We start from the raw sequence: 13,749 nt of genomic DNA on the forward strand, positions 1-13,749 counted from the left end.
GTCAGCGGAAGTCTCGGGAGGCGTGCTTCACGCCCACGCGCAGGTCGTCGAAGGCGTCGGCGACGAGGTTCACCACCCCCTCCGGCGTGCTCTCGAGGATGCCCCGCGCGATGAGGGCGGGGCTGTCGCGCAGCACGCGCCGGTAGCGGTTCCAGACCCCCTGCGAGCAGATGACGTTCATGAGGCCGTGCTCGTCCTCGAGGTTGAGGAACGTGATGCCCGACGCCGTCGCGGGCCGCTGCCGGTGCGTGACGAGGCCGGCGACCTCGATGCGCCGCCCCGGCTCGTGGCCGCGCAGCGCGGTCGACGGCAGCACGCCGCGGGCGTTCAACGCCGTCCGGTAGTGCGCGAGGGGATGGTCGGAGACGGAGATCCCGGTCGCCCACAGGTCGTCGGCGAGCTGCTCGAAGCTCGACGGATCGGGGAAGAGGGGCGGTTGCACCGCGGCGACCGTGCCGGGCAGGAACTCCGGCCGGTCGAGGGCGGCGGCCCCGGCCATCCAGACCGCCTCGCGCCGGGTCAGCCCGAGGCTCTCGAAGGCGCCGGCCGTGGCGAGCGCCTCGACCTGCGCCTCCGTGATGCCGGTCCGCCGCACGAGCGAGTGCAGATCGGCGTAGGGGCCGTGCGCATCGCGCTCGGCGACCATCCGCCTCGCCGTCGCGAGGCCCACGCCCGTGACGCCCGCGAGCCCGAGCCGCACGACGTGGGCGCCGTCGCGGCGGTGCGCGGCCGACTCGTCGGGCGCCGACCGGTCGAACGGCGGCACGGGCGGCTGCTCCGGCTCGGCGCAGGACGAGCGGCCGGTGGGGCTGGGGACGGGAGGACGGACGTCGTCGAGGGGTTCCAGGCCCTCCATCGCCCCGGACAGATTGATGTCGGGGCGGCGCACGCGCACGCCGTGACGGCGGGCATCGGCCGTCAGCGAGGCGGGGGAGTAGAACCCCATGGGCTGCGAGCGCAGCAGCCCGGCGAGGAACGCGGCGGGGTAGTGCAGCTTGATCCACGACGACGCGTACACGAGCAGCGCGAACGACAGCGAGTGCGACTCGGCGAACCCGAAGTTCGCGAACGCCTGGATGCGCCGGTACAGGTCGTCGGCGAGTGCGCCCTCGATGCCGTTGCGGGCCATCCCGGCGTACAGGTTGTCCTTGAGGGTCTCGATCCTCTCCTGCCCGCGCTTGGACCCCATGGCGCGGCGCAGCAGGTCGGCCTCCGCCGCCGTGCAGTCGCCGACGGCGACCGCCATCTGCATGAGCTGCTCCTGGAAGATCGGCACCCCCAGGGTGCGGCGCAGCACCTTCTTCAGCTTCGGGTGCGGGTACTCGACGACGGCGGCGATGCACTCCTCGAGGTCGAGCTCGGGATGGGCCGCGCGGTACTCCTGCAGGGCGGCCTTGCGCTTCACGAACGGGTGCACGGCACCGCCCTGGATGGGCCCGGGCCGGATGAGCGCGATCTGCACGACGAGGTCGTAGAAGCGTCGCGGCTGCAGCCGGGGGAGCAGGCCCATCTGCGCGCGCGACTCCACCTGGAACACGCCGATGGAGTCGGCGCGGCACAGCATGTCGTAGACGGCCGCCTCCTCTTTCGGGAGCGTCTCGAGGGTCCACGTCTCGCCCGTCGCCTCGCGGATGATGTCGAAGCAGTGCTGCAGCGCGGCGAGCATGCCGAGGCCCAGCAGATCGAACTTGACCAGGCCCATCCACGCGGCGTCGTCCTTGTCCCACTGGATGACCGTGCGCTTGTCCATGCGCGCGTGCTCGATCGGCACGACCTCGCCGACGGGGCGCTCGGTGAGCACCATGCCGCCGGAGTGGATGCCGAGGTGCCGCGGCGCCTTCAGCAGCTCGGTCGCGTAGCGCACGACCTCCTCGGGGATGTCGTGGTCGGGTCCCGTCTCGAGGGAGGCCCCCCATCCCTCCACCTGCTTCGACCAGGCGTCCTGCTGCCCGGGGGAGAAGCCGAGCGCCTTCGCCATGTCGCGCACCGCGTTCTTCGGCCGGTACTGGATGACGTTGGCGACCTGGGCGGCACGATCCCGGCCGTACTGCTCGTAGACCCACTGGATGATCTCCTCGCGGCGGTCGGAGTCGAAGTCGACGTCGATGTCGGGCTCCTCGTCGCGCAGCGCCGAGAGGAACCGCTCGAACGGCAGGTCGAAGAAGATCGCGTCGACGGCCGTGATGTCGAGCAGGTAGCAGACGGCGCTGTTGGCGGCCGAGCCGCGCCCCTGGCAGAGGATGCCCCGGCGCCGCGCCTCCTGAACGATGCCGTGCACGATGAGGAAGTAGCCGGGGAAGTCCTTCTGCTCGATGACGTGCAGTTCCTTCTCGATGCGGGTGCGCACCTCCTCCCGACGTCCGGGGTACTTGCGGTCGACGCCCTCCCAGACGAGGTGCCGCAGGTGCGCCATGGGGGTGCACCCGTCGGCGAGGTCGAGCTTCGGCAGCGCCGGCCTGGCCCGGCGCAGCGGGAAGGCGAGCTCGTCGGCGAGCGGCACGGTGCGCTCCACGGCGCCGGGGTAGCGGGAGAACAGCCGGGTCATCTCCGCCCCCGAGCGCAGATGCGCCGCGGTGTGGGAGGGCAGCCATCCGTCGAGATCGTCCATGCTGCGGTTCGCGCGCACGGCGGCGACGGCGGCGGCGAGGCGGGCGTCGGACGGCGCGGCGTAGTGCACGTTGTTGGCCGCGACCGTGGGGAGGCCGGCGTCGTGCGCGAGCAGGGCGAGGGCGTCGTTGCGGCGCGAGTCGAGCGGGTCGCCGTGGTCGACGAGCTCGACGTGCACGTTCTCCCGGCCGAACAGCGCCGTGAGCCGGTCGAGCTCTGCGCGAGCGCCGTCGAGGGAGCCCGCCGCCCGCACGGCCGGCTCGAGCCTCCGGCGCACGGAGCCCTTGCGGCATCCCGTGAGCACGACCCAGCGCCCGTCCCCCTGGGCGGCCAGCTCCTCCAGGTCGTAGAACGGGCGGCCCTTCTCTCCGCCGCGCAGCTGAGCCCGCGTGAGCGCCGCGGAGAGCCGGTGGTAGCCGTCCTCCCCGCGTGCGAGCACGAGCAGATGCGACCCCTCCGGATCGGGGTGCCCCTTCTGCGGCTCGCGCAGCCCGATCGACAGCTCCGCCCCGAAGACGGTCTTCACCGATGTGCTCTCCGCGGCCTCGGCGAACCGCGCCAGGCCGTAGAAGCCGTCATGGTCGGAGAGTGCGAGCGCATGCAGGCCGAGGCGCTCCGCCTCCTCCACGAGCGCCTCGGGCGACGACGCGCCGTCGAGGAACGAGAACGACGAGTGCGCGTGCAGCTCGGCGTAGGGCACGGCGTCGTCCGGCCGTTCGATGGACGGCGGCGCATAGGCGCCGCGCTTGCGGCTCCAGGCGGGGCTGTCGCCGCCGTCGGCCCCGGCGGGAACGGGATCGGGGCGGCTGCCGTTCAGCGCCTTCTCGAGCGTCGACCACGGGACGGGAGGGTTGTGGAAGCCCATCAGGCGTACCTGCCCTCGATGCGCCATGCCCCGCCCTCGAGCACGAGCAGCCAGGCGTCCTGCGCGGCGTCGACGATCTGGAACCGGTGCGCTCGCCGCATCCGCTCGGCGTCCCAGACGCGCTCGACGACGGGCCACGGGCCCGCCCAGGCGATCACAGCCCGCCCGTCGACGACGGCGGGCGGCGTCGTGAGCGCGCCGCGCTCGTCGACGTCGACCGCGACCCCGCCCTCTCCCGTCACGCGCACGGAGCGGGGCGGATGGAGCACCTCGCTCGGGAGCGGAGCGGGCAGGGAGCCCGGCCACGGCTCCTCCCTGCTCTGCGCCGGCCGCTCGCCGTCGCCCCATGGCACGCGCACCTCGCGCTCCTCGAGCCAGCGGCCGCCGCCGATCGCGGGGGAGACGACGCCGCGATGGCCGAGCATCGCCTGCACGCGCGACATGGCGTGGTGCAGCCGCTCGTCGGGACCCTGGCCGATGAGCGCGGGCTGGTGGTGAACGCTGTCGTCGACGGCCTCCGGCTCGATGCGCACGTGCACGATGCCGCCCGCGAGGGCGCCGCCCTCCTCGGCCTGCAGCTGCCAGCGCACGCGGTCGACGAGGGCGGCGGGGTCGAAGCGCGTGGGGTGCAGCCACACCCGCTCGCTGCGCGTGCCGTGGTCGTCGGTGAGGACGATGCGCGCCTCGGTGCACACGAGCCCCTCCTCGCCGAGCGCCGTGCACACGTCGTCGCACATCTGCCGCACGGCGAACGCGATCTGGTCGGCGAGCTCCAGTGGCGGCTCGAGCGCGAGCTCCCTGGCGAGCTCGGGCGGGGGCGTGCGCGGCTCGACGGCGCGCGAGTCGGCGCCCCGTGCGAGGTCGTGCAGACGCACGCCGTCGGCACCGAGCCGCGCCCTGACCTGCTCGACGTCGAGGGCGGCGAACCCGCCCAGGGTCTGCACCCCGAGCTTCACGAGGAGCGAGACGAGCGCCTCGTCGTCGATCGCGGCGATCGAAAGCGGCGCGAGGAACGCGGCGGAGGAGCCGGGCGCGATGAGGCGGACGGGGGCATCGGGCGTCGTGAGGCGCGCGGCCCTGTCGGCCGTGAAGACGCCGTCGGCGATCCCGACGCGGGCGCCGGGGAGGCCGAGCTCCCCGAGCGCCTCGAGCAGCCGGGCGGCCGCCTCGTGCTCGCCCCCGTAGAAGCGCGCGGGCCCGCGCGCGCGGATGGCCGCGAGGCCGGGGCGGAGCGGCTGCACGCCGGGGGCGAGCTCGTCGAGGCGCGTCAGCACAGGGAGGAAGGCGCGCTCGTCGCGCCCGGCGTCGGCCGCGACGATGCGCAGCGACGGGCACGCCGACTGGGCGTCGCGCCGCCGCTGCCCGCGCCGCACCCCCTCCGCCCTCGCGGAGGCCGAGCACGCCACGACGCGGTTCGCGTGCAGCACGGCGATCGGCGGGGCGGCGTCGGCCGTCGTCGGGCCCGCGGCGGGCGCGACGGGGCCGTGGCGCGCGGAACGGCGCTCCGCCGTGCGCGCGGCGGTGCGCAGATGCGCCGTGACGGGCCAGTCGGGCAGCCACACGACGAGCGACCGGGTCATCCGATCGCCGCCAGACCGCGGCGCGGCGCGCGCATCCTCTGCTCGGCGCGCGCGAGCACGTCGCGGGCACGGGCTGCCCTGTCGTCATCGGGCGTCGTCGCCGCCGGCTCGGGTGCGGGGACGGGCGCCAGGCGCGGGCGGGAGACGGCGACAGGCGCGCCCTGCGGGCCGGGCAGCTGCACGCGCACGCGGCGCGGCACGGGGGAGCGCCGGCCCGTCGCGGCGACGGTCACGGTGCGGGCGGAGAGGAGGCCGTGCCCGTCGCCGATGCCCGACCAGGACGGATCCTCCAGGCGCAGCACGGCCTCGGCCTGCGGCCAGCGGCCCGTCACGAGCAGGACGCCGCCGCGGTCGCGCAGGCGCGCCGAGAGCCGGGCGACGTCGGCGTCGCGCGGGACGCCGGCGGGGCGCACGGCGATGACGGGGAAGACCTCGGCGATCGCGGAGACGGCTGCGAGCCAGCGCTCGCCGGGCTCGGGGACGAGGGCGAGACGGGAGAGGTCGACGCCCGCCGCCTCCGCGGCCTCCGACGAGAGATCGGGCATCCCCACGGCGGCGCACCACGACCCCGCGCGCGACGGCTCGGCGAGCAGGGCGAGGAGGAGGCTCGCCGAGGGATCGAGCGCGTACGCCGCGCCCGGGCGGAGACCGCCCTCGGGGAAGAGCGGGGAGAGCGCGCCGTGGACGGGGAGCGCGTCGACCCGCGCGCTCGCCCGCTGCATCCTGCTGATCTCGGTCTGCAGACGCAGCACCTCGACCGGAAGCGCCATACCCACCCCGCCATCATAGAAACTATGTTCTACCCCGTCCAGCGGGGACGTTCGAACACTATTTCCGACCTCCGACATCGGCATCGGAGGGGCGGGACCCGTTCAGGCGGGGTCGGAGAACGCCCCCTTCGGGACGAGGAGGAGCGCCGCCGCGGCGACGAGGGCCGTGACGCCGCACACGACCCAGACCGTCACATAGCCCGCGAACGACCCCGCCGTGCCCTCGGCCGCACCCGCGCCATCCGCGACGCCCTGCAGCAGGGCGATGCCGAAGACGCAGGAGGCGATGGCGCCGCCCACCGTCTTCACGGAGTTCGTGAGGCCCGTCGCGACGCCGGTCTGCGCGGGCGGGGCGGCCGCCGCCGCGGCGGCGGGGAGGGCGGCGACGAGCGCACCGGAGCCGACGCCCGCGATCATCATGTTCACGACGACCTGCCCGTACGAGTCGTGCAGCGGCAGGAAGAGGAGGTACCCCGCGCCCACGAGCACGGAGGCGGAGACGAGCGCCGACCGCGGCGTCGCCCGCCGCGAGGCGAGGGGGTAGAGGAGCGCGCCCGCGATCATCGCGACGAGATAGAGGCCGATGATGAGCGACGTCGAGAACCCGCTCGTCCCGAGGCCGTATCCGTGCACGGCGGGATCGGTGCGGGCGAAGGTCGACAGCGGCGCCTGCGCGCCGAGCACGCTCACCCCGAACAGCCCGGCGGTGAGGAAGACGGGCCACAGCGCGGCATCGGCGAACATCCGGACGTCGATGAGCGGATCGGGGTGACGCCGCTCCCAGAGGGCGAACGGCGCGAAGAGGCCGACGCCGAGCAGGACGACGAGCCAGGCGGCGAGGTCGCCCGGCCCTCCCAGACGCAGCAGCGACAGGCCGCCCGTGAACGCGATGAGCGCGAGAGAGACGAGCACGAGGCCGACCGTGTCGAAGCGGCCTCGATCCGCGTGCGGCCCCTCGGCGACGCCGAAGAGGATGACGACGAAGCACGCCGCGACGCACAGGGCGGGGATGAGCAGGACCACGCGGAGCGGGAGCGCGTCGACGAGGGCCCCGCCGACGAGCGCTCCGGAGATGGCGCCGGCCTCGAGGGACGCGACGAGGATGCCCGCGGCGCGGGCGGTGAGCACGGCGGGCGCCCCGAGCGCCCGAGACCGCGACCAGATCAGGGCGATCTCGAGCGGGAGCCAGACGACGTAGAAGCCCTGCAGCGCCCATGCGGCGAGGAAGAGAGGGAAGGAGTCGATGAACGGGAGGGCGAGCGAGGCGACCGCCGTGACGGCCGTCGACACGAGCAGCATGCGCTTGTGCCCGACGAGGTCGCCGAGCTTCGCGAAGGCCGGCACGACGAGGGCCGACAGCATGAGCTGCGTGCCCTCGAGCCAGTTCACGTCGGCGTCGTGGATGCCGAGATGGCGCGCGATGTCGGTGAGGAGCGGCGTGTAGTAGCCCTGCAGCACGCCGCTCGTGAACTCGACGGCCGCGAGGAAGCCGACGACGGTCGTGAGCACTCCGAGACGCGGTGCGGAGCGCGCTGCGGTGCGGGAGCGCGCCGGGCGCACGATTCGGGTCACACCGTCACGGTAGACCCCTCGCGAGCCCGCTGTCAGAACAGATCGAGGAACGCGCCGTCGACGCCGTACTCGACGACCGTCGTCTCGTACGCGCCGGGGAGGTAGAAGAGCATCGTCACGGGGTAGGCGTCGCCCCAGAACGGCGAGCGGTCGACGATGAGGTACGGGTCGTCGTCGCCTCCGGGATCCATGCCTGCGCGGGAATACGCGTCGGCGAGCAGCTCGGGCACGCGCTCCCACGGGACGTCGGACAGGCGGAAGACGTCGCGGGCCGGGTCGGATGCCGTGGACCCCGTGCCGTCGACGGTCGCCCTGCGCTCCTCGTACGAGTAGTCGTCGAACGTGTCGGCGCCGGCAGCCGTCGCGAGCGCCGTGTCGATCCAGGTCGGGAACACGGTGACGCCGGTCGTCTCGTCGGAGTCGCCGGCGGCCTGGAGGCGCTGGATGGCGAGGGGCAGCCCCGACGCCAGCAGGTCCTCCACGGGCTTCGCGACGCCGGTCGCCTTCGGGCCCGCGGCGAGGACGTCGTCGTGGAGTCGGCCGTCGGCGGTCGCATCGTAGGAGTACGACGTGTAGTCGTCTCCGAACGACACCCGGACGACGAGCGGCTCGCGCACGTCGTCGACGGGCCATCCTCGCTCGACGAAGGCGTAGGGACCGCTCGTGAGATCGCGACGGTCGACGTCGGCGACCTCGACCGCGCGCTCGATGAGGGCGGGGAAGGCGCCCCACGCGACCTCGTCGAGGTGGAAGCGCTCGAGCTCCGGATCGGTCGGCTGGATGGTCGCGGCTCCATCGCGCGTCGCCGCGCCGTCGCGGAACGTCCAGGTGTCGAAGGTGGTCGCCCCGTCGGATGTCGCCATGTCGGCGATGACGTACTCGCCGTAGACGTTGACGCCCACGCTCTCGTCGGTGCCGGAGGCCTCGGCGATCGCGGCGATCGCGGTCTCCAGGCGCCCCTCGGCGAAGAAGGACGTGCGGTCCTCGCCCGTCGCGATCTCCGCGACGGCGCGCTCGACGTCGGCGGACGCGGGGAGGAGGACGGCCGCGGCGCCGGCGGCGAACAGGGCGGCGTACGCGGCGAAGCGCCATCCGCGGCCCTTCCTCCCGATGCCGATGAGCGGACCGGTGCGGCGCGGCTTCGGCGGCTCCGCCCCCAGCACGACGGGGCCGGCGCTCCAGTCGCTCATGCGGTCGCGGCTCGGCAGCCGCGCGACGCGCGCCTCGCCGTCGTCGAGCCGGTCGTCGACGAGGACGACGTCGGGGGTGTCGGGGTGCAGCCGGGCGACGGCGACGGCAGCCCCCGGCTGCAGGCCGGGCAGATCGACGATGTCCACCAGCTGGCGGATGGTGGTCCGGTACGGGGCACGGTCGGAGGGCGCGATCGAGAGATCGAGCTCGCACACGGGCTGGTCGTTGATCGTCGTCCCCGTGCGGCGGATCGCGTCGACGCGTGCCGCGGCGATGCGGCCGGCGGTGCGGGCCTCGGCGACGAGCTTCGGCGAGGCCGTGGCGAGCGAGCCCATCGTGCGTCCGACGAGGAACAGGGGGAGGGCGATGGAGAGGACGACGATCGCCGTGATCCAGACCCACATGAACCGCTCGTCGACGAGGAGGCCGAACAGCACGGCCGCGAGGCCGGCTCCGAGGGCGAAGGCGCTGAGGAGGCGGATCACGCCTCCAGGTTAGTGAAGCCTCCAGGGGCGCACGACGCGCGGGAGGCGCGGAATGGCGTGTCGTCGCCATCCGTTGTACTCTGTAGTGCTCGGGCGTGCCCGAGGTTGACAACTCCACAGTGCGACAGCGGTTCCCTTCGCATGAAGGATTCCCGGGGCTGATCGGTTTCGACAGTGCTTGCGAATCTGCGAGAAGCGGGCCGAGGATGCAGGGTTATCTCGTAAACGCTCCCTGCGAACCAATAAGTGCCGAAACCAAGCGCACTGACTTCGCCCTCGCTGCCTAAGCGAGCCCGATAGTCCGTCAGACCGTGGGTGATCCCGACACGGATTCTGGCGTCATCTAGGGATCTCGCTGCGCGGCGGTGTCGGGACGCCGCGCGGGACTCTTTCTCGACTGGGCTCGTCGACTTAGGTGTTCGTGACAAAGGTCGGAGCCGAGCAGAACGCTTTCACGGACTGCGCCCGGAGAAGCCCCAGAGACTCAGCGCTGGACGGGGGTTCGATTCCCCCCAGCTCCACCAACCACTGTCGCCTGTGGATAACCCCCGCGATGCCATACGAGAGTAGGCATCGCGGGGGTTTTTCTATGCCCGGATGCGGGTCGCCGACGGGTCGTTTGGACACAGTTTGGACACACTCGCTCACGCGGCCAGGCTGGCGAGCGCGACGGCCGCGGCCTCGCGTCCACGCTCGTCCATGCGCACGGCCACGTCGTCGAGGTCGTCCTCGAAGAGGTCGGCGTACGTGTCCAGCGTCATCGCGGCGGACTTGTGGCCGAGCATCCGCTGCACGGCCTTTACGTGCGCGCCCGCGCTGATCGCGAGCGACGCCGCCGTGTGGCGCAGGTCGTGGATCGTGAGTCGTTCGATGCCGGCCGCGGTTTGAGCGGCCCGGAACCAGCTGCCGGAGTCCTCGTCGGTCTTCGGCCTGCGGATCACGCCGCCGAGGTCTCCCGCGAATAGGTACGCGTCAGGCCCCTTGCCCTTCGCGAGACCTCGCAGCGTGGTCGCGAGGAACGCCGGGTAGGGCACGCTGCGTCGCTCCCACGTCTTCGGCTCGCCGATCTCGATCTCGCCGTCGACCTCGACCGCGTTCTGGCGGACGTGGACTCGGCGCCGCACGGTGTTGAGGTCGCGGACGCGGAGGCCGACGGCTTCACCCCAGCGCAGGCCGGTGTAGGCCAGGAAGATGACGAGGGGCCCGCGCACGGGATCCGCTACCGCCTTCGCGAACGCTGCGGCCTCTGCGTCCGAGAGGTAGCGGCGGTCCTTCTTCGCCGTCTTCCGGGGCAGGTTCTCGAGTCCGCGGGCTGGGTTGCGGTGGATGCGGCGGTCGCGCTGTGCGTCGTCGAGGATGCCCGCGAGCACGCCGAGTGCGCGCAGCACGACGGACGCGGACCTACCGCCTGTGGTCTGCTTCGTCTCCCGCTTCCGCGTGACGGGAGCGACGCCCTCGACCATGTCCTGGATCCACGTCTCGACCGCGCTCGCCGTCACGTCCTTGACAGCAATGTGTCCCCAGCGCGGTTCGACGTGGACCGTCCACGCCACCTCGATCGAGTGGTACGACGACGGCTTCAGTCCGCTCTTCTTCCTGAGCCATGCAGTCGAGAGCTCGCCGATGGTGATGCGGCCGCGCGCGGGGTCGACGTAGTCGCCTGTGGCCTTCGACACGACGACGCCGGCAGCGTACGTCTCGGCGTCGCGCTTCGTCTTGAACCCGCGCTTGCGGGTCTGGGCGCCGTCCGGCTTCCGGTAGCGGACCTCCCACCGGCGCCCGGATGCGGTCTCGTAGGACTTCACTGCGCCGGCCATCAGTGGGTCTCCCCGATGTCGTGCTTCTCGTCCCACTGCCCGGAGCCCATGCGCGGCGCGACGTAGAGGACGTCGCCGAGCCTGAGGAGACGGCGCTGGTACGCGCGCACGAGCTCCGGCACGACGTCGAGATCGAACGCCATCGACGCGAGGTGGCCGTCGCGCAGACGCTCCACCTCGGCGTAGCGGTCGCGGTCGATGAGGTAGCACGCCGCCCATTCGTCTGCGGCGAGCTCCTGACGCTTCCTGAGGAGGCCGAGCTGCGTCGGGCGGTGCTCGAGGACGACGTGGCCGAGTTCGTGCGCCAGCACGCCGCGGGCGTCCCGTCGGAACAGCCCGGGGCGGATGCGGATGCGGTTCTCTCCGGGCCGGTATCCACCGAGGTGCTTCCCGTGCCCTTCGTAGACCTCCATGCCGAGGTCGTGGGCGAGCTTCAGTAGGTCGTGCATGGTGTCCCCCTCAGGCACCGTCGTAGTCGGCGTCCGTCTCGCCCTCCGGCCTAGGGGAGATCGTCTCCGATGCGACTTCCTCGAAATCCTCGTCCTGGTCACCGACATTCCGGTTGGGGAACTGGTGGACGTTGGCGAACGCGACCGACGCCGGCTGGTCGAACAGCGATCCCATCTCGGTCACGCCCAGGCGGCGCGCGACTTCGGCCACGAGCTCCTCCTCGCTGGCCGCGTGCAGTGCTGTCTCGCTGTCGCCGGCGCCGACGTCCTCGCGGCTGAGGTGGCCCATCGCGAGAAGGTCGGGGAGCACCGCGCGGCTATACGCGCGAGCGAGGTCGCGGACGAACTCGAAGGACAAGCTCCCGGCTGCCGCCTGGCGGGAAAGGGTCGCGTGCGTCGTGCCGATCTTGCGCGCTGCCTCACGGATCGAGTCGTTGCCTCGGACCTTGTCTAGCCACCGCATGCTCTCGTTCATGGCTCAATCTTGAACCAAAGATGGATCATGCGCAAGCCAAATTGAACGTCAGCTTGACAGCGCGGAACACCGGCGCGACAGTTGGTACATGAACAAGCCAAATGGTGAGGCGGCGAGCCAGCCGCCCCTCGTGATGATCCGCCCTGGACTGCTCGAGCGCCTCCGCCTGCAGTCCACCGTCCGCAGCGACGAGGCGTTCGCACGCCTGATCGGTGTCAGCCGGCCGACCTACCAGCGCCTCAAGGCGGGGGAGGAGCCCACGCTCCGCACGATCGTCGGCATCGCTCAGGCGTTCGGGCTCGGGCTCGGCGAGGTCGTCCAGATCGTGCAGCCCGATGCGGCGGCCGAAGAGAGCGCGGCGGCCTGAGATGCCCAGCAACGTCACGCCCATGAAGGCGGCGCCCTCCGTCCGGTACCTCTCCCCGGAGCAGGTCGCGGAGATGGCCCCCGGGATCACGGTCGAGACGCTGCGGGAGCGCCGCAAGCGGCGCCAGAAGCCCGACTACTTCAAGCCGACCGGCGGGACAGACTCTCGCGGTGCCGTGCTCTACCTCGAGTCCGACGTGCTCGCGTGGATCGCGGCGTCTCGGGTCACGACACGAGAGGCGAGCTGATGGCTTCCGTGCCGATGGTGACGGCGCGCGTTGCGCTCGTCGTGACGAGCGTCGGGTGCCTGGCCCAGTCCGCTGTCGCGAGCGCTGCAGCCCTGACTCCGGTCCACAACGGGGCGACGCTCCTCGGTGCGATCGCAGGTCTCGCGGCCGTCGCGACGCTCGCGCCCGTGCGTCGTGCCGCCTCGGTGCTCGTCGTCCGTGTGTGCTTCGACTGCCGTGACGGCCGGCACCTCGCGTGCGACGGGTGTGACTGCACCGAAGACCACCAGGAGCGTGCGGTGGCGGTGCGTCATGGCGCGTAGGTGGCGGATGCAGCGCGTGCCGGCGGCGACGGTGACGCGGGAGATCCCGACGGTCGATGTCGAGCCTCGGGGACTGGGCGCAGGGTTCGTTGCCGCGACGGCCGCGGGTGTGCTCGCGACGGTGCTCGGCGCGCTCGCTCTCGTGGTTGGGGGTGTCTCGTGAGCACGCTCCTGGACGCCGACACGGTCGTGCTCGAGGGGCTCGAGTTCGAGGTGCCCTGCGGGCGCTCGTGCCCTGACCACCCGCACGCGGCGACGCACTCGTGCACGTGCCGGTCGTGCGGCGACCTGGTGCTGCTGTGCGCGACGTGCATCGCGGCGCTCAACGAGCGGCTCGCGTCGGATGCGCTCTTCGTGCTCGTGTGCTTCGCCTGCCATCGCATGACGACGAGGTGCGTCGAGGATCTCGCGATCGTGGTGCCGCTGTGATCGTCTTCGGGTTCGACCCATCGCTGACGACGTCGGGCGTCGCTGGCCTGGAGTATGCCGGCGGCCACCGTGCGATGAACGCGCGGCGTGTGACCGCGCCGGCGCCCGCTGGCGCAGAGCACCCGATCGCGGAGGAGCGGCGCCGGATGCGGCGGATGCTGACGGGCATGCTCGTGGGCGTCCCCGCCCAGGTCGACCTGTCCGTGGTGGAGGGCCCCGCGATCGCGGGGAAGTTCCGGGGGAAGGCCGACGAGCGCGCGGGGTTGCGCTGGATGCTCATCGACCAGCTGCTCGCCCGTGGGCCGGTCGCGGTCGTGACGCCGAACACGCGTGAGCTCCTGGCTGTGGGGCGTGGGTTCGCGCGTGGCACGTCGCAGGCGGTCCGCAAGGGCGCAGTGCTCGACCGGGTGCGCGCCACGTTCCCCGAGGTCCAGATCCCGGACCACAACGCTGCGGACGCGGTCGCGCTCGCAGCCGCCGGCGCTCACGCGCTCGGCATGCCGATGACGTACTCGGCCAAGCAGATTTCGGCGCACGCGGGCATCGCGTGGCCGGTGAAGGTGGCGGGCTGAGGCCCGCCGGAGAGATGGGAA

The 13,749-nt window shown here is 72.6% G+C and carries 14 protein-coding genes and 1 other RNA gene; 7 read left to right on the forward strand and 8 right to left on the reverse strand.

Annotation, left to right across the window (positions count from 1 at the left end):
- Position 1 precedes the first annotated feature (1 nt).
- From ABD998_RS00380 to ABD998_RS00400, 5 genes are all read right to left on the reverse strand, one after another.
- Complete coding sequence (locus ABD998_RS00380; RefSeq protein WP_345434783.1) at positions 2-3,472, reverse strand: error-prone DNA polymerase; 3,471 nt, start codon at positions 3,470-3,472, stop codon at positions 2-4.
- The gene (locus tag ABD998_RS00385; RefSeq protein WP_345434785.1) at positions 3,472-5,052 is read right to left on the reverse strand and encodes a DNA polymerase Y family protein; all 1,581 of its coding nucleotides are present in this window, start codon (positions 5,050-5,052) and stop codon (positions 3,472-3,474) included. Before ABD998_RS00385 ends, ABD998_RS00380 begins: the two co-directional genes overlap by 1 nt.
- Positions 5,049-5,822 (reverse strand): hypothetical protein, encoded by a 774-nt coding sequence (locus ABD998_RS00390; RefSeq protein WP_345436878.1) that lies wholly within the window; start codon positions 5,820-5,822, stop codon positions 5,049-5,051. The genes ABD998_RS00385 and ABD998_RS00390 overlap by 4 nt, the downstream gene beginning before the upstream one ends.
- Before the next feature lie 102 nt (positions 5,823-5,924).
- Positions 5,925-7,394 carry an MFS transporter gene (locus ABD998_RS00395; RefSeq protein ID WP_345434787.1) on the reverse strand — a complete coding sequence of 490 codons (1,470 nt, stop codon included), beginning with the start codon at positions 7,392-7,394 and terminating at the stop codon, positions 5,925-5,927.
- A gap of 32 nt (positions 7,395-7,426) precedes the next feature.
- Positions 7,427-9,070 (reverse strand): hypothetical protein, encoded by a 1,644-nt coding sequence (locus tag ABD998_RS00400; RefSeq protein ID WP_345434790.1) that lies wholly within the window; start codon positions 9,068-9,070, stop codon positions 7,427-7,429.
- A gap of 154 nt (positions 9,071-9,224) precedes the next feature.
- On the opposite strand from ABD998_RS00400, the gene ssrA reads away from it, so the two are divergent.
- Positions 9,225-9,594, forward strand: a transfer-messenger RNA (tmRNA) gene (ssrA, locus tag ABD998_RS00405).
- Positions 9,595-9,714: 120 nt separating this feature from the next.
- On the opposite strand, the gene ABD998_RS00410 is transcribed toward ssrA, so the two are convergent.
- The 3 genes from ABD998_RS00410 to ABD998_RS00420 are packed head-to-tail and all read right to left on the reverse strand — an operon-like array spanning position 9,715 to position 11,811.
- A complete protein-coding gene (locus tag ABD998_RS00410) occupies positions 9,715-10,887 on the reverse strand; it encodes a tyrosine-type recombinase/integrase (protein ID WP_345434792.1) in 1,173 nt (390 codons plus the stop codon).
- Complete coding sequence (locus tag ABD998_RS00415; RefSeq protein ID WP_345434794.1) at positions 10,887-11,336, reverse strand: ImmA/IrrE family metallo-endopeptidase; 450 nt, start codon at positions 11,334-11,336, stop codon at positions 10,887-10,889. Before ABD998_RS00415 ends, ABD998_RS00410 begins: the two co-directional genes overlap by 1 nt.
- A gap of 10 nt (positions 11,337-11,346) precedes the next feature.
- Positions 11,347-11,811 carry a hypothetical protein gene (locus ABD998_RS00420; protein WP_345434796.1) on the reverse strand — a complete coding sequence of 155 codons (465 nt, stop codon included), beginning with the start codon at positions 11,809-11,811 and terminating at the stop codon, positions 11,347-11,349.
- Positions 11,812-11,899: 88 nt separating this feature from the next.
- On the opposite strand from ABD998_RS00420, the gene ABD998_RS00425 reads away from it, so the two are divergent.
- The 6 genes from ABD998_RS00425 (at position 11,900) to ABD998_RS00450 (ending at position 13,728) form a co-directional block, all read left to right on the forward strand.
- A complete protein-coding gene (locus ABD998_RS00425) occupies positions 11,900-12,178 on the forward strand; it encodes a helix-turn-helix transcriptional regulator (protein WP_345434798.1) in 279 nt (92 codons plus the stop codon).
- Between the two features lies 1 nt (position 12,179).
- On the forward strand, positions 12,180-12,425 hold the full coding sequence (locus tag ABD998_RS00430; RefSeq protein ID WP_345434800.1) for a helix-turn-helix transcriptional regulator: 246 nt from the start codon (positions 12,180-12,182) through the stop codon (positions 12,423-12,425).
- Entirely contained in the window at positions 12,425-12,727 is a 303-nt protein-coding gene (locus tag ABD998_RS00435) for a hypothetical protein (protein ID WP_345434802.1), read from the forward strand. Before ABD998_RS00430 ends, ABD998_RS00435 begins: the two co-directional genes overlap by 1 nt.
- Before the next feature lie 7 nt (positions 12,728-12,734).
- Positions 12,735-12,890: a hypothetical protein gene (locus ABD998_RS00440; RefSeq protein WP_345434804.1), complete on the forward strand. Its 156-nt coding sequence runs from the start codon at positions 12,735-12,737 to the stop codon at positions 12,888-12,890.
- Complete coding sequence (locus ABD998_RS00445) at positions 12,887-13,156, forward strand: hypothetical protein (protein ID WP_345434806.1); 270 nt, start codon at positions 12,887-12,889, stop codon at positions 13,154-13,156. Before ABD998_RS00440 ends, ABD998_RS00445 begins: the two co-directional genes overlap by 4 nt.
- An 89-nt stretch (positions 13,157-13,245) precedes the next feature.
- Positions 13,246-13,728: a hypothetical protein gene (locus tag ABD998_RS00450; RefSeq protein WP_345434808.1), complete on the forward strand. Its 483-nt coding sequence runs from the start codon at positions 13,246-13,248 to the stop codon at positions 13,726-13,728.
- Positions 13,729-13,749 lie beyond the last annotated feature (21 nt).

The sequence above is a fragment of the Microbacterium gilvum genome, from assembly GCF_039543865.1.
Taxonomy (GTDB): domain Bacteria; phylum Actinomycetota; class Actinomycetes; order Actinomycetales; family Microbacteriaceae; genus Microbacterium; species Microbacterium gilvum.